The 20,110-nt window shown below is 63.7% G+C and carries 12 protein-coding genes; 4 read left to right on the forward strand and 8 right to left on the reverse strand.

From position 1 onward, the window contains the following. Positions 1–93: 93 nt before the first annotated feature. Together I6F20_RS13435 and I6F20_RS13440 are read right to left on the reverse strand one after the other, a co-directional pair. Positions 94–2,325, reverse strand: a complete 2,232-nt coding sequence (locus I6F20_RS13435; RefSeq protein WP_225126509.1) for a CHASE2 domain-containing protein — start codon at positions 2,323–2,325, stop codon at positions 94–96. A 142-nt stretch (positions 2,326–2,467) separates the two neighbouring features. Further along, positions 2,468–7,768 (reverse strand): VCBS domain-containing protein, encoded by a 5,301-nt coding sequence (locus I6F20_RS13440; RefSeq protein ID WP_225126512.1) that lies wholly within the window; start codon positions 7,766–7,768, stop codon positions 2,468–2,470. A 728-nt stretch (positions 7,769–8,496) separates the two neighbouring features. Here I6F20_RS13440 and I6F20_RS13445 point away from each other — a divergent pair. After that, positions 8,497–9,228: a transglutaminase-like cysteine peptidase gene (locus tag I6F20_RS13445; protein WP_036021290.1), complete on the forward strand. Its 732-nt coding sequence runs from the start codon at positions 8,497–8,499 to the stop codon at positions 9,226–9,228. A 175-nt stretch (positions 9,229–9,403) separates the two neighbouring features. Continuing rightward, positions 9,404–10,519, forward strand: coding sequence for a lysozyme inhibitor LprI family protein (locus I6F20_RS13450; protein WP_035997615.1), 1,116 nt, complete (start codon positions 9,404–9,406; stop codon positions 10,517–10,519). A 160-nt stretch (positions 10,520–10,679) separates the two neighbouring features. Here I6F20_RS13450 and I6F20_RS13455 read toward each other — a convergent pair whose 3' ends face one another. The 6 genes from I6F20_RS13455 to I6F20_RS13480 form a co-directional block, all read right to left on the reverse strand. Further along, entirely contained in the window at positions 10,680–11,879 is a 1,200-nt protein-coding gene (locus I6F20_RS13455) for an ABC transporter substrate-binding protein (protein ID WP_035997612.1), read from the reverse strand. 81 nt (positions 11,880–11,960) lie between these two features. Beyond that, a complete protein-coding gene (locus tag I6F20_RS13460) occupies positions 11,961–13,799 on the reverse strand; it encodes an AMP-dependent synthetase/ligase (RefSeq protein ID WP_109142366.1) in 1,839 nt (612 codons plus the stop codon). A gap of 95 nt (positions 13,800–13,894) precedes the next feature. Further along, complete coding sequence (locus I6F20_RS13465) at positions 13,895–14,683, reverse strand: ABC transporter ATP-binding protein (protein WP_035997607.1); 789 nt, start codon at positions 14,681–14,683, stop codon at positions 13,895–13,897. Between the two features lie 3 nt (positions 14,684–14,686). Beyond that, positions 14,687–15,445: an ABC transporter ATP-binding protein gene (locus tag I6F20_RS13470; protein WP_035997604.1), complete on the reverse strand. Its 759-nt coding sequence runs from the start codon at positions 15,443–15,445 to the stop codon at positions 14,687–14,689. Continuing rightward, the gene (locus tag I6F20_RS13475; protein ID WP_035997601.1) at positions 15,442–16,593 is read right to left on the reverse strand and encodes a branched-chain amino acid ABC transporter permease; all 1,152 of its coding nucleotides are present in this window, start codon (positions 16,591–16,593) and stop codon (positions 15,442–15,444) included. Before I6F20_RS13475 ends, I6F20_RS13470 begins: the two co-directional genes overlap by 4 nt. 5 nt (positions 16,594–16,598) lie before the next feature. Then, positions 16,599–17,474, reverse strand: a complete 876-nt coding sequence (locus I6F20_RS13480) for a branched-chain amino acid ABC transporter permease (RefSeq protein WP_035997599.1) — start codon at positions 17,472–17,474, stop codon at positions 16,599–16,601. Between the two features lie 274 nt (positions 17,475–17,748). On the opposite strand from I6F20_RS13480, the gene I6F20_RS13485 reads away from it, so the two are divergent. Then, a complete protein-coding gene (locus I6F20_RS13485; RefSeq protein WP_109145618.1) occupies positions 17,749–18,498 on the forward strand; it encodes an ABC transporter ATP-binding protein in 750 nt (249 codons plus the stop codon). Then, a complete protein-coding gene (locus I6F20_RS13490; protein WP_225126513.1) occupies positions 18,495–20,024 on the forward strand; it encodes a permease in 1,530 nt (509 codons plus the stop codon). Before I6F20_RS13485 ends, I6F20_RS13490 begins: the two co-directional genes overlap by 4 nt. The last annotated feature ends 86 nt before the right edge of the window (positions 20,025–20,110 follow it).

A 20,110-nucleotide genomic window follows, 5' to 3' on the forward strand; every position in this document is an offset into this window, starting at 1 on the left:
AGCGCCGTCCCACCACCATACTTACCTCGATGCACCTGCATATGGTAGGCATGCTATGTTTTGCCCACCCTGCACGAGCGGTGACCGTGACGACTACTTGGTCAGCAGGGCATAGGCGCCGGTCCAGCCCTCCGGCGGCGGATCGATCTGGAAATCCTTGATCCGCGCCTCGTAAAGCCTGAACAGCTTCTCCAGCGTGTCGGCGTCCTCGCTCTTGCGGCCGCGCTCGATGGCATCCAGGGCGCCCTGCCAGTCGCGGCTGCGGTAGCAGCCGAGCATCTCGATGGTGATGTTGCGCAGGCGCTGGAACGCGGCCGAATGCATCACGTCCTCGCGGCCGGCGATGGCGTAGATCACTTCCGGCTCGGTCTTGCCCTTGACCATGATGAAGTCGAGCTCGAGGATCGCGAATTTCTCCTTGGCAGCGAGTGCCGTGCGCGAGCCCACGATGATCGGAAATCCGTATGCCTTCGACTGGCCCTCGAGGCGCGAGGCCAGGTTCACGCTGTCGCCGAGCACCGAATAGTTCTTCTTCAGGTCGGACCCCATGTTGCCGACCACGCCGATGCCGGTGTTGAGACCGATGCCGACATTGAGCGGGATATAGACGTGGCCGCCGTCGGCGGCCTCCTGCTCGCGCTCCTTGTTGACCTCGTCGATCTGCTCGAGCATCTGGATCGCGGCTTCGCAGGCGTTGATCTCGTGCTCGGCGTCGTCGAGCGGCGCGTTCCAGAACGCCATGATGGCGTCGCCCATGTACTTGTCGATATAGCCCTTGCGGTCGATGATGACGTCGGTCAGCGGCGTCAGGAAGCGGTTCATCAGCTCGATCAGCCCCTGCGGATCGTGCTTGTAGCTCTCGGAGATCGTGGTGAAGCCGCGCACGTCGGAGAACATGATCGTCATCTCGCGTTCCTCGCCGCCGAGCACGAGCTTTTCCGGCGACTGCGCCAGCTGCTCGACCAGCACAGGCGACATATATTGCGCGAATTGCCCGCGGATCTGCACGCGCTGGCGCTGCTCGCGCACGAAGCTCGCAAAGATCAGCGTCAGGTAGACTGCGGTCGTCGACAGCAGCGGATAGGTGAAGTCGATGAGATAACGGTGCTGCGTGTAGGAGAACCAGGACACGCCGATCAGGATGGCCGCGAAGGCCGCTCCAACCAGCACGAGGCGGACGGGGCCGAGATTCGGCGTGAAGATGATGACGAGCAGGCCGATGATCAGCGCCGCGATCAGCTCGACGCCCAGCGCATAGTTCGGCTGCGAGATCACCGCGCGGCTCAGCACGCCCTCCAGCACCTGGGCATGGATCTCGACACCCGGCATGGCCCGGGATACCGGCGTGGTCTTGATGTCGTTCAAGCCGCCCGCGGAGGTGCCGACCAGCACCAGCTTGCCGGCAAACCTCGTGGGCGGCACCGCATTGTCGAGCACGTCGACCGCGGAGACGTAGATCGAAGGATCCCGGCGGGCATAGTGCACCCAGAGCTGACCGTTCTTGTCGGTCGGAACCTCCAAACCCTTGAGGCGGATCGACTTGATGCCCGTCTTGTCGGTACGGACCAGCAGGGTCGGCGTGCCCGTGACGACGCGCAGGATCTCGAGGCTGAGCGAGGGCATGATGTTGCCCTGGGCGCGCATGATCATCGGCACGCGGCGGATCAATCCGTCACGCTCGGTCCGGATCGAGAACAGGCCGCGGCCGGCCGCTGCCCTCTCGATGACCGGCACGTTGCGGAGCAGGCCGGGGAATTCGAACAGGAAACGCTCGGCCCCGTCCTCCCCCACCGTTGCAACCCCCGTGAACGGCAGCGACTTGTCGAGCTCGGACAAGACCTCCGGAAGCCCGGTCTCGCCCAGCACGACGTGCGAGCGCTTGATCGCCTCGGCGAGGATCTGATCGTTGCTCGGCAGCTCACGCAGCTTGGCGCGGGTCGCGTCGTCGAGATAGCGCATCTGGCTCGCGACCTGCTCCGGGTTGAGCCGGTCGGCTTCGGAGAAGACCATGTCGAAGCCGATCGCCACCGCGCCGTTCTTGGTGAGGTTCTGGACCATGTCGGCGATGCGCGTGCGCGGCCACGGCCACTGTCCGAGTCTGGTGAGGCTCTTGTCGTCGATATCGACGATGACGACCGGCCGCGCCGCCTTCTCGCGCGGATCGATCAATTGAAACATGTCGAAGGTGCGCAGCCGCAATTCCTGGATCGGCGGCGGATCCCACAGGCGCGCGCCTGCGAACAAGACCAGCAGCGCAAGGCAGATCAGCCGCGCAAGGCCAAACTTCCGCGCAAACCACCGCCGCAGGATTTTGAAACGCTTCATGCCAGTCAGACTTCCTGACCCAGATCATGCCGGGCGCACCGATCATGAAGCGTCGGCGTGCGATTGGCTATTCCCCGAGTGCTGAGGATTATGGATTTTTTGCCGCGGTCGAGGTGCAAACCGGAAGCGCCGCCTGCTTCCACTAGCCGACGTGAGTGCCGAAGATGAAATCGCTGGACTGGAGATTCGCGACGGCGACACCCTTGAGCAGGATCGTCTCGTGGCTATCCAGCGTAAGCAACGTGCCGCCATCCTGCGCGGCGGTCGGGGCAAGGTCGTTCAAGGAGCTGATGCCGCTGAACTGCCGCAGGTCGAGCTTGTCGAGGCCGTACTCGAAATCATTCACGGTGTGCTGAACCGAATCCTGCGACGAGGCCGGTGCGAATACGAACTGATCCTTGGCACTGCCGCCGATCAGCGTATCACTCGACTCGGTCGCGAAAATGACGTCCTTGCCGGCGGTACCTTGCAGGGTCATGCCCTGGCTCTCGGCTCCTTCGACGAAGATGAAGTTCACCGTGTCCGAGCGGCCCGCCGAATCGGCAACGGTCAGCGTGATCTGATCGGTGGCTGGCAGTCCCGCCTCGGGATCAGCGCCGGTCGGCTCGTAGACGATGCCCGCGCCTTGCGCGAGGGCGGTGTTGATCTGCTCGAGCGTGCCGGTCGTCGGATAAACACTTGCGAGGCTGACGTCCGGATTCGCGGTCGACAGCGTGACCGTGAAGGTGTCCGTCGCAGCGCCGGGATCGGCGTCCATGACGACGAGGTCGGTAATGATCTCGTTGCTGTTCTCGGTGATGTGCTCGACCTGGAAGCTCTCGGTGTTGATGACCGGGCCCGCGCCGTCGTCCGCACCGGTCACGTTCACCTTGAGCGTTGCCGTGTCGGTCGCACCATGGATATCCGTGGTCTGGACCGTGAACGTATCGACATACGATCCGTCCGCCAACGCATTGATCGCAGCATCATTCGGAACGTAGCTGTAGCTGCCGTTGGAATTGACCGTCAGCGAGCCGTAGAGTCCCGCGACCGTCGTGGCCGCCTGGTGATCTGAATTGAGGACGGCATAGGTCAGCGTCGCCGTCTCACCGCTGTCGGCGTCGGTCCCCGCCAGTTGCCCGGTGAGATTGGAGAAGGTGTCGTCGTCAGCGGTGTCCGTGAGCGGGCCGATGTGGAGATCGGACAGCGTCGGTGCGTCGTTCGTGCCGGTGATGTTGATGGTTACGACCGCGCTAGTTCCAAAGCCCTGAGCATCCGACGGAACGATGGTGTATTGCAGCGATAGCGTCTGACCGGCGGCGAGGAAGTCGAAGGCCTGGCCGGCCGAGTTGAATCGCCAGGTAAACTGGGCGTGGGTCGCCGTGCCGTTGAGAATGTCGCCGGACGGCACGGTCAGATAGTTCAGGAGATCGGCATGCGACAGCCCGCCGACGCTGCCCGTTTGCAACACGTTGTCGAGCTTAACCTGCACCGCATCGACCGATACCGTGACGTGATCGGTCGCGTCGACGTCGGAGACCGCCAGCACGCCATGCGAGAGCTGGCCGCCATTGGTCTCCGTCAGATCGGCAAATGCGCCGCCCGGCCCGGAGGTCCCGCTGGCCCAATCCGCATCACCTTCAATGGCGAGGCTCTTGGTTGGGTTGACCGTGTTGGAGGCCGTGCTCCCGCTGCCGTCGCCAAGCGTATAATAGGCGGCCAGATTGGCCTCGTTGCCGGTGAGCGCGGTGAAGTCGTACGACTGGATTTGCGCCTGCGTGAGTGCGGTGGTCCAGACGCTGACATCGGCGATCGAGCCGGTGAAGCCTTGCGTACCGAAGCCCGGAGCGTACCTGCCGCTCGCCGCTCCGATCATCATGTAGGACGGCTCCTGAGCGCCAGCGATCGCGTTGACGCCGCCACTGTGGGAATAGACGGCGTTGCCATCGACATAAAGCGTGAAGATGCCGTCGTCACGCGTCAAGGCGAGGTTATGCCATTGCCCCGCAGTAAGCGCGAAGCCGGTATCCTGGATCTCGACGCCGCCCTCGAGAATCGCGATCTCCAGCTTGCCGCTGATGACAGTGCCCATGAGGCCGAAACCGGTGGTCGAGGTATTGCCATTGTAGAACAAGACCTGGCTGGCGGAGGCAGCGTCTCCGTTCCAGTTCACCCAGCCGTCCAGCGTCACGTCGTCGGTGGCGACCGTCGGTACGTCGCCGACCGCGATGGTCGCACCGTCGAAGTTCATGTAGTCGGACGTCACATAGGAGACGGTCGGCGCATCGTTGGTGCCGGTGATGGTGACGGTGACGTCTTGCGTGACAGTCGCGTTGTGATTGTCCTTGAAGGTGACGGTGTAGACCTGAGTTATGGTCTGCCCTTCCGCCAGCGACTGCAGCACGGGATCGTTGTTGTCGAGCGTGAAGTGCCAGTCGAGCGTCGCGCCGGTGCTGGTGTCGGCGTTGGATTCGGACACCGCGCCGATGGAGAAGGTGCCGATATTCGTGCTGTCGTCCTCGAATCCCGGCAGAGCCGAACTGACGGACGATGACTTGAACTGCACCTGCGCCGTATGGGTGTCGATCAGGTCAACGTCCTGGATCGCCAGCGTACCGCTGGTCGTCAGCGAGGCGCCGTCATCCTCGGTAACCGCACCCGTTGCCGCCTCGGGATCGCTCGTGATCGTCGGCGCGTCGTTGGCGCCGTTGATCGTGACAGTGACGTCCTGGGAGACCTGCGCACCGTGATCGTCAGTAAAGGTGACGGTGTAGACCTGGGTGATGGTCTGGCCATGCGCCAGCGATTGCAGCACCGCATTGTCGTTGTCGAGGCTGAAGTGCCAGCCCAGCGTCGCGCTGTTGTCGGTATCGGTGTTGAACTCCGCGACCTCGCAATCGATCGTGAAGGTGCCGAGCGGCGCATTACCATCGAAGCCCGGCAGATGCGCGCTCGACGTCGCCGACTTGAATGCGGCCTGCGCGGTGTGGGTATCGATCAGATCGAGATCCTGAATCGCGAGCGTGCCCTCGATCGACAGCGTCGCGCAGGCATCCTCGGTGACGCTGCCCTTTGCAGCGTCTGCATCACTCGTGATGGTCGGCGTGTCATTGGTGCCGGTGATGGTGACCGTGACGTCCCGGGTGACGGTGCCACCGTGATGGTCGTCGACGGTCACGGTGTAGACTTGGGTGATGGTCTGGCCTTCGGCCAGCGACTGCAGCACCGGATCGTTGTCGTTGAGCGTGAAGGTCCAACCCACTGATCCGCGCGTGCTGACACCCGGACTCTCGCTCACCGCGGTCAGCGCGAAGGTCCCGATATGCGAGGTGCCGCTGCCGAAGCCGGGCAGATGCGCGTTCGACGTCGTCGACTTCAGGACGTAACTGGCAGTGTGCGTATCCGTGAGATCGGGGTCGTTGAAGGCGACGGTGCCGTTCGCCGTCAGGGTTGCCGCCGTATCCTCTGTCACTTCTCCGGTGGGCGTCGTCGAGTCCTCGACGATCGTCGGCACGTCGTTGGTGCCCTCGACATTGACGTCCGCACCGTCGATGGACACGGTGATCGGCGTGCTGACGACGCCGCCGTGCCCGTCATCGACCTGCACCACGTAGTTGAGGATCAGCTTCTCGTCCTCGGCCAGGAAGTCGAAGAGATGGTCGGGAACGCTGTAGGTCCAGGTGGCCGTGCCGTTGTTGCTGTTTCCGGCACCCTGAACCACGGTCAGCGGCACTTTGACGGCAGCGATCGCCGCGAGTTGCTCCGGCGTCAGGGACGCAGTGATATCGTTGCCTTCGGCATCGAGATATTTGAACGGCTCGACGGATGAGAGCGCCGCGCTCACGATCGGCCGGTCCGTCAGATCGACGTCGGTGAAGGTGACCGTGCCCGTGATGATGTCCAGCGCCTCGTTGCCGGTCCCGACCTGTTCGATAACGGTGCCGCCTGACGTCGCAACGGTAGGCTTGTCGTTCGTTCCCGTGATCGTGATGGTGATCGGGATGAACCTGGACTCGGGGTTCACCGTGAAATTGGTGTCGACGCGGACCATGTAGGTCAGCGTCAGGGTTTCGCCGGCGGCGAGGAAGTCGAAGACGTGGTCGGGGATCGTGTAGGTCCAGACCGCCGAGCCGTTGTTGTTGTTGGCGGGGTCAGGGACGACGCTGATCTGGATCTGCGTCGCCGCGATGTCCTGCTTCTGGAGCTCCGAGAGGGAGCCGGTGACGTCGTTCTGGCCCGCAGTTTTGTAGACGTAGTTCGGCGCCTCGGCGAGGCTGATGCTCACCGTCGGCCGGTCGCCGAGGTTCTGATCGACGAACCTGATCACGCCGGAAATCGTGTCGGCGCGCGTGTCGCCGGTCGTGTCCGCACGCTCCGTCAACGCGAACGCCGTCTTCACGTTGCCGCTCGCGTCGAAGCTCTGCGCGATCGGCTGGCCGGGAATGCGTACGATGAGCGGCGTGGAGGTGGTGGGCGTCTCCGATCCCTGCGGATTGAGATTGACGAATGTTGCGGTGGCGCTAGGGCCGGACGACGATTTGAGTAACACCTCATAGCCGAACGGCGTGATCGTATCGGTGTAGTTCGTGGTCAGCTTAGTGTTGGTGTTGTTGTCGGTGAACTTCAGCGTGAACACGTCCGTGATCAGCTTCTGCACCTCCGGCGACATCAGTGCATTGGTGATCGAGACGTTGCCGCCGCTGATCTGGATCATCTGGCCGGCCTGGTTGACCGTCGCGATCGGCAGCAGCGTGACCTTGTCGAACAGGATGTAGGAGCCGGTCGTGCCGTTCGGCTCGACCAGCACCTGGAAGCTCGCCTGCGGCTGCGGATCGCCGCCGCCGGCGGGAACGACGAAGTTGATCTGGGTCAGCACCGCCGTGCCGCGGATGCCCATGGTGGCGACCGGCGTGTCGACCTTCATGTCGCCGCGCTTGGCGGTTTCGCCGGCGACGAAGGTGATGGTGCCCGCGACGAGGCTGAGCAGCGAGGAATTGTTCGACCCGTTGGGGTCGTAGACCATCTCGTTCAGCACCATCCGCGCGTTGGAGGACAGGCCGAACACGGTGCCGTCAATGAAGGTGATGCCGAGCGTCGAGTCGGCCCCGGTCGAGACCACGTCGCCCTTCTCGACGTTGTCGCCATTGTTCAGGATGACCGAGACGCCGTTGCGGATCGCGGTCGCGCTTCCCACGAGCTTGGTGACGTGACCGATGACCTGGCCCGCACCGGCACCGGGCGCGGCCTGGGCAACCTGGACATGGCCGGTGAGGGCGTTGACGACGTCGCCGCTGAGGTGGGCGCCGTCGGGCGAAGCGAGCGCGGCGCGCTTGTCGCCCCTGAAATAATCGTGAACGACGAACTCATGACCGTCGTGGGACAGCACAAGGTCGAGCCCGGCACGCTTGAACTCGCCGTTGAAGATCAGATTGGGGTCGGGAACGACGAACGCGCCGTCGGGCACGTGACCGTTCGCCTTTGCGGTAAAAGAATCGATATTTGCCCCGACGGGCGAGCGGGAACCCTGGCCGTCCAAAGAAATCGCGCCGTCAAATTGGCCAGCGTAATTCAACCGGGCACCGTATAAAGGGTTAAAATTTAAGTAAGTATCGACCGCCTAAGCTTGCATAGCATTAGCAAGTCCTTAGCGATACCATCTATTGCTTGTGTGATTTCGCATCACTTGGCCCCGGGAGGCCCCACGGCGTGCCGCCGCGACAGAGGAGTGAAAGTAATTTCTCAAATATTCGTATGTCGAATTCAGCCTGTTTCCACGCATTTCCAGTCATCCAAAGTAACCTGCTGTATAGTTACGAAGCAGATACTTTCATCATCTTTCCTTCGCGAGCTCCCGCAGCATCCTGCGGCAAATACGGAGTTAAATCTGTGACCTATCTAACAGAACCCCATGAAATGGGGGTTGTTAGCCATAGGATCCGGATTCGGCACTGCCACAACCTGTGTCTGCAATTGGCTCCATTTCGCGGCAACGCGACACCTCCTAGCCGGCGAATCGTAAAATTTTACGCAATTTCGGTAGGCCCATTTCAGCCTGTCACCCGGTTTTGGAACCCCTGCCGGGCGCGTTAAGCAGAACAAAACGGCCCGTCTCGCACTATCTCCGCGAAAGCAACAAAGCCCGGCACGTCGAGATCGAGGGGGATCTCGTGAAGCCTGGGAAGGGGATGTCAGATGGAGACCGCTGCTCGCTCGCGCGCCTGGCGCGCAATCCTCGTCATGTGCGGCTTGATCCTGCTCGGATCGGCCGCCGAGCTTCGCGCCGGCACGCTGCTGTCGCCCGGCGCCGGCGTCCTCGTGCGCAAATCCGCCGAACCGTTCGGCGTGTTCGCCTTCGCCATCTCGTCCGGTAGCCTGCAGCAGAGATGGTCCGTGCTGAAGGACAAGCTCGACGACGACATGGTGCAGCTCGCGCTGTGCGACGGCGACCGGGACAATTGCGCTTCACCGGCAGCGCTCGAGCTGCTCGCCATAGTCGACCACGCCCGCGCCCGCGACGGTCGCGCGCGGCTCGGCGAGGTCAACCGCGCCATCAATCTCGCCATCCATGCCGCCAATGATGGCACCGACGACGTCTGGAGCTCGCCGCTTTCGACCTTCGCGCGCGGGACCGGCGATTGCGAGGACTATGCCATCGCCAAGCTGGCCGCGCTGCGGCTGGCGGGAATTGCCTCTGAGGACCTCCGCATCGTCGTGGTGCGAGACGTCAGGGCCGGCGAGGCGCACGCAATTGCCGCGGCAAAGCTCGACGGGCAATGGCTGATGCTGGACAATCGCCGCATGGCGATGGTCAAGGATGACGCGACGCGGAGCTATCAGCCACTGTTCGTGCTCCACCAGTCGGCCGTGCTGAAATATGTCGACGAGCCGGTGCAGGTCTCGATGGCGGCCGCCGAGGCACGTTGATTGTTCGTAGCTGGATAGAGCGCAGCAAAATCCGGGACTCTTACCACTCGCACCGGCCCCGGATTAAGCTTGCACTCCATCCGGGCTACAGCTTCCACTGCTCGTCCCCACAAACCCATTTCACCGCGCAAGACCAGACGCTAGCATGGGGCCTTCCGTGCGGGGGCGACTTGGAATGCGATTCATCGTGCTGTCTGTGCTTGCGCTGCTGGCATTGCCGGCGGTGCCCGCGTCCGCGCAATCCGACCGCGCGATCGCCGACAGGCTGCCGCTGTTTGCCAGGAACAACTGCCAGCCGATTCGCGACCCCGGCAACCAATTGTTCTGCGGTGATGCCGCGCTTGCCGCCGCCGCCGAGAAGCTGAGCATCGCGATCGAGGAGCGGCTCGCCCGCCTGCCGGATCGCCTGCCCGCTATCGAGGAGAATGCGATCTGGGTCCGCCAACGCAACCTCAGCTGCGGCATCGTCGGCCAGACCGCGATCCGCCCCGACCAATTCGAGACCGTCAAGGCGTGCCTGCTCAAGGTCACCGAGGAGCGCGCCGCGATCGTTCGCGATCCGGATTTCGACTGCCTTGCGGCCAACACTGCTGCGGGCGCGGTGATCTGCGCAGACCCCTCGCTGACGCTTGCCGAAACCGAGCTCAACGGCCAGGTGCTCGGCCTGATCGGCAAATTGGACCCGACTGCGGCACGCTTTGCCTTCGCCGAATATGGACGGTGGACGCGCGAGCGCGACCGCAAATGCAATCTGGTCGGCAAGGAGAACGTGCCGCTGCAGGAGCTGGAATCCGCGGAGGACTGTCTCGCCGACCATTTGAAGCGCAAGACAGATGAAATCCGCGCCGCGAAGGGCGATCCCAAAAAAGTGTTCGGCCGGCAGGTCGCGGCCCGCATTCCCGACGCCGACGCCGTCGATTTCTGCGCCGCGCGGATTCATGCGGCCAATTCCTGCGGCAACTTCCTGCGCATCAACCGCGTCTATGCGCTCGACAGCCAGGTGACCGACCAGGAGGCACAGGTCACGGGCGAAATCGAAATGGCCGTGCTCGCTCCCTTCACCGTGTGCAGCAGGATCGCCTCCATCTGCACCGGCACCTGCTGGGACGCCACGACGGGTCGGCCGCAGCAGGGAGCCGGCAACAAGACGCGCCCAGCAGACGTCTTCAACGTCACGCGCCGGCTGAGGGTCCAGCGAACCTTCGCCTTCGTCAAAGCCGCCGACGGCTGGCGCTGCCGGGAAGACGAGCTCGCCCCGGTGAATTCGGGCACCGCGGGCGGAGGATCGTAGAGGCCCTTCTCCCTCTCCCCGTTCTTACGGGGAGAGGGTCGGGGTGAGGGGCTGCTTCGGCAAAGACGGTGAGAGACGGACTCGCGGAGAGTCCCCCTCACCCGGAATTTGCTTGCGCAAATTCCGGCCTCTCCCCGCGCGCGGGGAGAGGCGAAGAGCATCAGAACATCAGATTGTCCTTCACCAGCACCCAGCGGCCGCCCTTGACCTGCTGCACCTGGGTGATGGTGTTGGCGAGGTGGTCGGTCTTGGAGAACTTGGTGGGGGGCGAGTTGAAGATGTCGAGGAATTTCTCGCCCGACTCGAGCGCATCGAGCATCTTCTGCCCGGTGAGATCCTTGCCGGCCTTGTTGGCATAGAACGCAAAAGTCATCATGGCATTGTAGCCGATGATGGCTTGCGTGTTGGCGTCGGCGTTGAACATCTTCTTGTAGTTGACGAGCCAATCCTTCACCTTGCCCTTGGCGGTGTCCTCATAAGGAATCTCGAAGCCGCTGGCAGCATAGAGACCCTCGACGGCGTCCTTACCCAGCGCAGGAACCTCCATCACGTTCGTGGGGGTGGCCCCGAGGAAGGTGACGTCCCAGCCGAGCTTCTTGGCTTCGGTCATCGCCCCAATGGTCTCGCGCAGCACGGTGCCGAGCACGACGAGGTCGCAGCCATCTGACTTCATCTTGGCGATCTGCGCGCTGAAATCGGAGGCGCCGCGCTTGTAGCTCGTGATCGAGGCCGGCTGCGCCTTCATGGCAGTGAGCTGCTGATTGAAGCCATCGAGCACGTTCTTACCGTACTCGTCGTCCTGATGCATGATGCAGGGCTTCTTGAAGCCCTTCCACTCGATCATGTATTTCACCGCAGCCCGCGTGCTCTCGACATAGGGCAGCAAATTGTTGAACTTCAGACGCTCCTGCGGCTTGGCCGGATCGAACTTGAAGGTGAATTCGGCCGCCGTCAGCGGGAACAGCTGCAGGACACCGGCATCGAACAGGATGTCTTGCGCGGCGAGCACCGTCGGTGATCCCATCGGCCCCACCATCGCGAAGATCTTGTCGCGCTCGATCAGCTTTTGCGACGCCAGCACGGCCTTCTTCGGATCGTAGCCGCTGTCCTCGACGACCAGCCGGATCTTGCGGCCGTGAATTCCGCCGGCCGCATTGATCTCCTCGGCCGCCATCTTCATGCCGTTCGCGACCGGAACGCCCCACCCCTTGATCGGGCCTGACAGGTCCTGGTGAGTGCCGATGACGATCTCGGTTGCCGAGATGCCCTCGTTGGTGACCTTGGTTTGCGCTGCGGCCGGCAGACAGGTGAGCACCACGGCACCCACAGCAAGGCCGAATGCGCTGAACGATTTCGACATTGACGTCTCCTCTCCTAAAGGCCCGTATTGCACGAAGGGCGGGGCCACAGCTCCTTCGCTTTCTCGAAATGGACCGACTCGTCACGCCACCGCACGCTCGCGATACATCGCCTCGATCTCGGCGGCGTAGCGCTTGTTCACGAAGCCGCGCTTCAGCTTCATGGTCGGCGTCAGCTCCTCGTCCTCGGGCGTGAGCTGGCGCTCGATCAGGTAGAACCTCTTGATGGTCTCGACGCGGGCAAAATTGCCGTTGACATGCTCGATCTCGCGCCCGATCAGGTCCTGGATCTCCCTCGCCCGGCACAGGCTGGCATAATTGGTGAAGGGGATGTCGTGATCCTGGGCGAACTTCTCAACATTCTCCTGGTCGATCATCACGAGGCAGGTGAGATAGGGCCGCTTGTCGCCGATCACGACCGCGTCGGAGATGTAGGGCGAGAACTTGAGCTGGTTCTCGATCTCGGACGGCGTGATGTTCTTGCCGCCCGAGGTGATGATGATGTCCTTCATCCGGTCGGTGATGCGCACGAAGCCCTCATTGTCGATGGTGCCGACGTCACCGGTGTGCAGCCAGCCGCGGGAATCGATCGTCTCTGCGGTCTTCTCCGGCTGGTTCAAATAGCCCATGAACAGGAAGTCGCCCTTGATCAGGATCTCGCCGGCGGGCGACAGCGCGACCTCGCCCCAGGGCACCGCGGTGCCGACCGAGCCGAGCTTGATCTTGTCCGCGGGCATCATGGTTGCGACCCCGCAATTCTCGGTCTGACCGTAGACCTCGTGCATGTCGATGCCGAGCGCCAGATACCAGCGGATCAGCTCCGGTGCGATCGGGGCTGCGCCGGTGAACGCGATGCGGCAGCGGTCGAGTCCGATCATGCGGCGGATGTTGCGGAACGCGACCAGGTAGGCGATGCGGTTGGCGATGCGCAGCGATAGCGGCGGCGCCCTGCCCTCGAGCCGGCAATCGACCATGCGGTAGCCGATGCCGATGGCGCGGCGATAGACCCATTGCTGCAGCGGCGTTGCATCCTTCAGCGCGATGGTGATGGCGGAATAGAACTTCTCCCAGACGCGCGGCACGGCCAGAAAGGCGGTCGGCTGCACCTCGCGCAGATTGTCAGGCACGGTTTCCGGGCTCTCGGCAAAATTCATCACCGAGCCGAGCGCGACCGAGATGTAATAGCCGCCGATACGCTCTGCGACGTGGCAGAGCGGCAGGAAGACCAGCCGGTTCTCGTCCTCTCGCGCAGGTATGAAGTCGTTGGCGTGTCGCATCTGGTGGGTGACGCTGCGATTGGCGTGCATCGCGCCTTTCGGCGGGCCGGTCGTGCCGGACGTATAGACGAGGACCGCGAGATCGCCGGCGCTGCGGCTGTCGATCATCTCCTGCCACAGCGCTTCGCGGCCGACCATGTGGTTGCGGCCGAGCGCGCGAAACTCGTCCAGCGACATCACCATGTCGTCGGAGAAACCGCTGAGGCCCTCCATGTCGAACACGATGATCTTCTGCAAGCTGGGGCATCGCGCGCGGCAGGTGAGAATCTTGTCGAGCTGCTCCTCGTCCTCGGCGAAGATCACCTTCGTGGCGGAGTCGTTGACGAGATACTCGACCTGGGACGAAGAATCGGTCGGATAGATTCCGCTGGAGACGCCGCCGGCGCACAATATGCCCATGTCGGCATAAACCCATTCGGGCACGGCATTGGCGATGATGGAGGCGACCTCGCCGGGCATGAAGCCGACGGCGCGGAGCGCGTAGGCGATCTCTTTGGAGATCTCCAGCCATTCTAGCCAGCTCGTCGGCTGCCAGATGCCGAACTTCTTCTCGCGGATCGCCGGCCTGTCGCCCCGCGTCTCGGCGGCGCGCAAGAAGCTCTTCGCGATCGTATCAGCGACCGTCAGCACCGCCGGTCGGGCCATGCACCTCTCCTCCTTGTCGCCTTCCCTCCGCTGCCTGCCTTGCCAGCCGGTCTTTGCTCAACGTTGGGCAAGCTCATCTTACTGCCAGCTCGTCCTCACCGCCACGTCTTCTTCTTTTTCCAGCGCCGCTCGCCGCGCGCGCCGGCTTCCTTGGCGCCAAGGTAGAATTCCTGGATGTCCTGGGAATGCATCAAGCGGTCGCAGGTATCGTTCATCACGATACGGCCGATCTCCAGCACATAGCCGTAATGGGCGGTTTCCAGCGCCACCTTGGCGTTCTGCTCGACCAGCAGGATCGACATGCCCTGCTCCTCGTTGACCCGGCGGATGATGGTGAATATCTCCTTCACCAGCAGTGGCGACAGGCCGAGCGAGGGCTCGTCGAGCAAGAGCAGCGTCGGCCGGTTCATCAGCGCGCGCCCGATCGCGAGCATCTGCTGCTCGCCGCCGGAGAGCTGGCCCGCCGGCTGGTTGATGCGCTCCTTCAGGCGCGGGAAATAGCCGTAGACGCGCTCCATGTCCTCCGCGACGCCGTCCCGGTCCTTGCGCGGATAGGCACCCATCATCAGGTTCTCGCGCACCGAGAGGAACGGGAACACCTCGCGCCCCTCGGGCACGTGGCTGAGGCCGAGCCGCACGATGCGGTCGGCCTCCATGCGCTGGATCGGCTTGCCCATGAACTCGATCGCGCCCTTCTGCGGATCGAGGATGCCGGAGATGGTCTTCAGCACCGTGGTCTTGCCGGCCCCGTTGGCCCCGAGCAGCGTGACGATGCGCCCGCGCGGCACCTCCAGCGAGATGCCGCGGATCGCCATGATCGGCCCGTAATAGCTCTCGATGTTGGAGAGCTTGAGGATGATATCCTGGGGCGCAGCGGCATCCATCGGTCAGGCTCCCAGATACGCGGCGACGACGTCGGGGTGCTGCTGCACTTCAGCGGGCGAGCCCATCGCCAGCACCCTTCCGTAGTTCAGTGCGATGACGCGATCGGAGACCCGGTTGACCAGCGACATGTCGTGCTCGACCATCAGCACGGTGATACCGAGCTCGGTCCTCATGTCCCGAATCCAGAACGACATGTCGCCGGTCTCCTCCACGTTGAGACCCGAGGACGGCTCGTCCAGCAGGATCAGCTTCGGCTCCGAGCAGAGCGCGCGCGCCAGCTCGATCACCTTGCGCACGCCGTAAGGCAGGCCCGAGATCAGCTTGTCGCGATAGGGTTCGAGGTCGAGGAATTCGATGACCTGCTCGACCCGGCGGCGGTGAACCTTTTCGTTGGCCCGCACGCTCGGCAGGAATAAGAGCTCCTGCCACAGCTGCGTGGTCGAATGGCGGTGGCGGCCGACCAGAAGGTTCGACAGCACGGTCGCGTTCTCGAACAGCTCGATGTTCTGGAAGGTACGGGCGATGCCGAGCTTGGCGATGTCGTAGGGCGGCTGCTCGGTGATGTCCTGGTCCTCGAAGAAGATACGGCCCGAGGTCGGCCGGTAGATCCGCGAGATCAGGTTGAAGATCGAGCTCTTGCCGGCTCCGTTCGGCCCGATGATCGAGAGGATCTCGCCCTTCTCCACCGCGAACGAGACCGCATCGACCGCCTTGAGGCCGCCGAAATGCAGCGACAGGTTCTCGGCGCGGAAATAGCTCATCGATTGCGCTCCGACTTCACGTAGATCTTCTGCCGCTTGAAGGTGGCGCGCTTGTAGAGAGGGAACAGCTGGAAGAAGAGCTTGATCTTGAGCCAGCGGCCGTAGAGCCCGAGCGGCTCGAACAGCACGAACAGCACGATGATGATGCCGTAGATCGCGCCCTTCAGGCCGTTGAGCGAGGCGAAGGCCGCGACCTTCGCCTCGATATTGCCCGCAGTCGCCGCGCCGGCGCCGAATGTCGCGGCAATGCCGGCGATGATGCCGGGCATGTCGTCCTTGAGATAGGTGAGGAACGGGTCGATCATCACGATGAAGATCGCGCCGAGCACGGCGCCGTGCAGGCTGAAGGTGCCGCCGATCAGGATCACGATGATGAACTCGATCGAGAGCTGAAGCGTGAACATCTCCGGCGAGATGAAGGAGAGCTTGTGCGCGAACAGGACGCCGGCAAAGCCGGTGATCGCGGCCGAGATCGCGAACGACTTCACCTTGTAGAGCGCGACATTGACGCCCATGCTGCGCGCCGCCGTCTCGGAATCGCGGATCGCGACGAAGGCGCGGCCCGTCGGCGAACGTAGTAGATTGAGCGTGCCGACGATGGTCAGCACCAGCACGGCAAGGCAGAGGTAATAGAAGGTCGGGCTGTCGCGCGGCACGGCGACGCCGAGCAGCGACAGCGTCTTGACCCGCATGCCCTCGTTACCGTGGGTAACGCTTTCCCACCGCGCCAGGATCTCCTCCACGATCAGGGCAAACGAGATGGTGGCGATGACGAGATAGATGCCGGTGAGGCGCAGCGCCGGAAAGCCGACGATCGCGCCGATGATGCCGGTCAACAGCCCCGCCGCGAGGAAGTAGACGGGGAACGGCACGTTGTACTTCTGCAAGTACGCCGCCGTGTAGGCGCCGATCGCGAGGAACGCCGCGTGCCCAAGCGAGGCCTGGCCGGTGAAGCCGGTCAGAATCAGCAGTGCCACGCCGACGATCGCATAGATGCAGACGAAGACGAGCTGGCTCATCAGATAGCTGGAGAGCACGTGAGGCGCGATCAGCAGCAGCGCGAGCAGGACGCCGTAGGTGACGACGTAGCCCGAATGCGGGAACAGCTTGATGTCGTCCTCGTAGTCGGTCTTGAACAGGAAGCGCATGGCGTTCAGACCTTCTTGCGGACGTGGAGGCCGAACAGGCCCTCGGGCTTCAGCAGCAGCACGGTGAGCAGCACGATGTAAGGCGCGGCGTCCTTCCAGCCCTCGGGCAGGTAAAAGCCGGCCATGCTCTCGATCACGCCGATCAGGACGCCGCCGACCACCGCGCCCGGGATCGAGCCGAAGCCGCCGAGCACGGCGGCGGGAAACGCCTTCAGGCCGAGCACGAGGCCGACATTGGAGTGGATGAAGGTGATCGGCGCCAGCAGCACGCCGGCACAGGTCGCGACCGCCGCGCTGATCGCCCAGACGACCGACACCACGCGCTTGACCGGAATGCCCATGTAATAGGCTGCCAGCATATTTTCGGAGCTGGCGCGCATCGCGGTACCGAGCGTGGTCTTGTTGAAGAACAGCCAGAGCAGCGTGCACAGGATCATCGTCGCCGCGATCACCGAGAGCTTGTCGTAGGCGAGCACCAGCGAGCCCATGCGCAGCACGCCCTGGCTGAAAGGCGTCTCGATCTTCAGGTCGTCGGTGCCCCAGATCATGCCGGCGACCGAACGCAGGAAATAGCCGAGACCGATTGTGACCATGATGATGGAGAATTGCGGATAGCCGAGGATCGGCCGCACCACCACGCGCTCGGCCAGCATGCCGAACAGCGCCATGGCGGCGACCGCACCGGCGAAGCCGATCCAGTAGTTCAGGCCCATCATGCCGATGAAGGTGAAGGCGAAGAAACCGCCCAGCATCATCAGATCGCCCTGGGCGAAATTGACGACTTCGGTGGCCTTGTAGACGAGCACGAAGCCGAGCGCGATCAGGCCGTAGACGCAGCCGAGCGCAACACCGCTGACCAGCTGCTGAACGAAATCCAGCATTGACGCGCGTCCTCCCCGATGCAACCGGCGATCTTCGAGGCCGCCTTGCCGCATCTTGTGTCCAGTCGCTACGCAGTCGTTTCGCCGCGTTAGCGCCATTTGTCCGGAATCAATTCAGCCTGAACGCCCGCGCGCTGTCAACAAACGGTGACTTGTCGGGATACCTTGTCTTTAGTCCAATCCGGTTGGCGGAATTTGCGGCAGTGCGATTCACGGTGCCGAAACATCTTCGGGTCATGGTCGCGGGCGATGCAAACCGGATGGTGTGGCCGTCATGAAGCCGGACAACTCGGCCTTGGAAGTCCGAGGGTTAACGAAGCGTTTTGACCGTCTGGCGGTCGACAGCCTCGATCTCACCATTCACGCCGGCGAATTCTACGCCCTGGTCGGCCCCAATGGCGCCGGCAAGACCACCACTTTACGCATGGTTGCGGGCCTGCTCAGGCCCGATGCCGGCGCCGTTTCGATCTTCGGCATCGATGCGCTCCAAGACCCCGTCGCCGCCAAGCAGGTGATGGCCTGGGTCTCCGACGAGCCCATGATCTACGACAAGCTCACCCCGCTCGAATATCTCGAATTCGTCGCCGGCCTCTGGGGCATCGTGCCGTCGATCTCGCAACCGGCCGCCGAGGAACTGCTCGATTCGCTCGGCCTCGAGGCGCACCGCCACGAGCGCTGCGAGGGCTTTTCCAAGGGCATGCGCCAGAAGGTCGCTCTCGCAGGGGCGCTGGTGCACGATCCCCGCCTCATCATTCTCGATGAACCCTTGACGGGGCTCGATGCGGTTTCCGCCCGCCATGTGAAGGGCCTGCTCAGCGCGCGTGTCCGCGCCGGCTGCACCGTCATCATGACCACGCATATCCTCGAAGTCGCCGAGCGCATGGCCGACCGCATCGGCGTGATCGCCTCCGGCCGCCTGGTCGCGGAAGGCACGCTCACCGAGCTGCGCCACCAGAACGGCCATGCCGACACCAGCCTGGAAGACCTCTTCATCGCGCTGGTGACGCTTCAGGAAGCGGCATGAGCTCGGCCACCGCGCTGTCCTGGTTTGCCCGCCACGAGCTGCGGCTCGCCTGGCGCGAATGGCTCGCCATGATGACGGGCGGGCGGCGCAAACGGGCGCGCGCGGCAATGATCGGCCTCATGTGCTTCGCCGCGCTGCTCCACCTGCCGGCCTGGGCGGTGATCGGCCGTTTCGCCGACCTGCAGTTGCCGCTCGACAAATCCTCTCTGATCGTGATTTCGGCGACGATCTTTCTCGCCTGGACCTTGATGCTGTCGCAGGCGATCGAATCCGTGACGCGGGTATTCTACGCCCGCGCCGATCTCGACCTGATCATGTCCTCGCCGGCGCGGCTGGCCAATCTGTTCTCGGTCCGCATCGCCGCGATCGCGCTGACCGTCACCGTGCTGGCGCTGCTGTTCTCGACGCCCTTCATCGACGTTCTGGTGATCGGCGGCGGCGCGCGCTGGCTGGCGGCCTTCGGCGTCGTCATTGCGATGGGCCTGTCCGCGGCGGCGATCGCGATCGCCGTCACCATTCTCCTGTTCCGGTTGATCGGCCCGGCGCGGACGCGCCTGATCGCACAGATCCTCGCCGCCATCATCGGTGCGGGTTTCGTGATCGCGCTTCAGGTCGCCGCGATCATGTCCTACGGCACGCTGTCGCGCTTCACCATCCTGACCTCGGGCAGCGTTGCCGCCTACGCCCCCGACGTCGACAGCATCTGGTGGTGGCCGGCGCGGGCAGCGATGGGCGACAGCGAGGCGCTGGCGCTGCTTCTCGCGCTCGCTCTGGTCATGCTCGGCGGCGTGATGGCGATCTTCTCGCACCGCTTTGCCGACACCGCGATCGATGCGGCGGCCTACGCCACGTCCGGCCGCGTCCGTGCCAAGGAGCGCCCGTTCCGCGGCGGATCGCGCCAGCAGGCGCTGCGTCGCAAGGAATTCATGCTGCTGTGGCGCGATCCATGGCTGATCTCGCAGACCTTGATGCAGCTGCTCTATCTGGTACCGCCGGCGCTGCTGCTCTGGCGTAATTTCGCCGACAGCTCCGCGGCGCTGACACTGATCACACCCGTCATCGTGATGGCGGCCGGACAGCTCGCCGGCGGACTCGCCTGGCTGACGATCTCGGGCGAGGACGCGCCCGACCTGGTCGCGACCGCGCCCTTGATGCCGTCCGGCATCATCCGTGCCAAGATCGAGGTGGTGCTGATCGCGATTGCCGCAATCTTCGCTCCGCTGCTCGCGGCGCTAGCCTTTGCCTCGCCATCCCAGGCCGCAATCAGCGCGGGTGCGATCATCATCAGCGCGGCCTCGGCGACCGCGATCCAGCTCTGGTTCCGGGTGCAGGCAAGGCGCAGCCAATTCCGGCGCCGTCAGACGTCTTCGAGGCTTGCAACCTTCGCCGAGGCCTTTTCCTCGATCGGCTGGGCCGCCACCGCCGCACTGCTGCTCGCCCTTCCCGTGGCCGGCCTCATCAGCGGCCTGATTACCGCAGGCCTCGTCGCGGTCACCTGGAAGTTCAGCCCGAAGCGCGAGCAATAGGTGCGACACTGACGCGCTGTTGATCGCACCCCATTGGCGATGCTCCGCATTGCACGCTAGACTTCGCTGTGAAGTCATCGGGGACG

The sequence above is a fragment of the Bradyrhizobium sp. IC3123 genome (genome assembly GCF_020193625.1).
GTDB classification, from domain to species: Bacteria; Pseudomonadota; Alphaproteobacteria; order Rhizobiales; family Xanthobacteraceae; genus Bradyrhizobium; species Bradyrhizobium yuanmingense.

Excerpts from the sequence above, each read along its gene's own strand:
- I6F20_RS13435 (WP_225126509.1), bottom strand. The coding sequence starts at position 2,325 with ATGAAGCGTTTCAAAATCCTGCGGCGGTGGTTTGCGCGGAAGTTTGGC.
- I6F20_RS13445 (WP_036021290.1), top strand. The coding sequence starts at position 8,497 with ATGGAGACCGCTGCTCGCTCGCGCGCCTGGCGCGCAATCCTCGTCATG.
- I6F20_RS13450 (WP_035997615.1), top strand. The coding sequence starts at position 9,404 with ATGCGATTCATCGTGCTGTCTGTGCTTGCGCTGCTGGCATTGCCGGCG.
- I6F20_RS13455 (WP_035997612.1), bottom strand. The coding sequence starts at position 11,879 with ATGTCGAAATCGTTCAGCGCATTCGGCCTTGCTGTGGGTGCCGTGGTG.
- I6F20_RS13460 (WP_109142366.1), bottom strand. The coding sequence starts at position 13,799 with ATGGCCCGACCGGCGGTGCTGACGGTCGCTGATACGATCGCGAAGAGC.
- I6F20_RS13465 (WP_035997607.1), bottom strand. The coding sequence starts at position 14,683 with ATGGATGCCGCTGCGCCCCAGGATATCATCCTCAAGCTCTCCAACATC.
- I6F20_RS13470 (WP_035997604.1), bottom strand. The coding sequence starts at position 15,445 with ATGAGCTATTTCCGCGCCGAGAACCTGTCGCTGCATTTCGGCGGCCTC.
- I6F20_RS13475 (WP_035997601.1), bottom strand. The coding sequence starts at position 16,593 with ATGCGCTTCCTGTTCAAGACCGACTACGAGGACGACATCAAGCTGTTC.
- I6F20_RS13480 (WP_035997599.1), bottom strand. The coding sequence starts at position 17,474 with ATGCTGGATTTCGTTCAGCAGCTGGTCAGCGGTGTTGCGCTCGGCTGC.
- I6F20_RS13485 (WP_109145618.1), top strand. The coding sequence starts at position 17,749 with ATGAAGCCGGACAACTCGGCCTTGGAAGTCCGAGGGTTAACGAAGCGT.
- I6F20_RS13490 (WP_225126513.1), top strand. The coding sequence starts at position 18,495 with ATGAGCTCGGCCACCGCGCTGTCCTGGTTTGCCCGCCACGAGCTGCGG.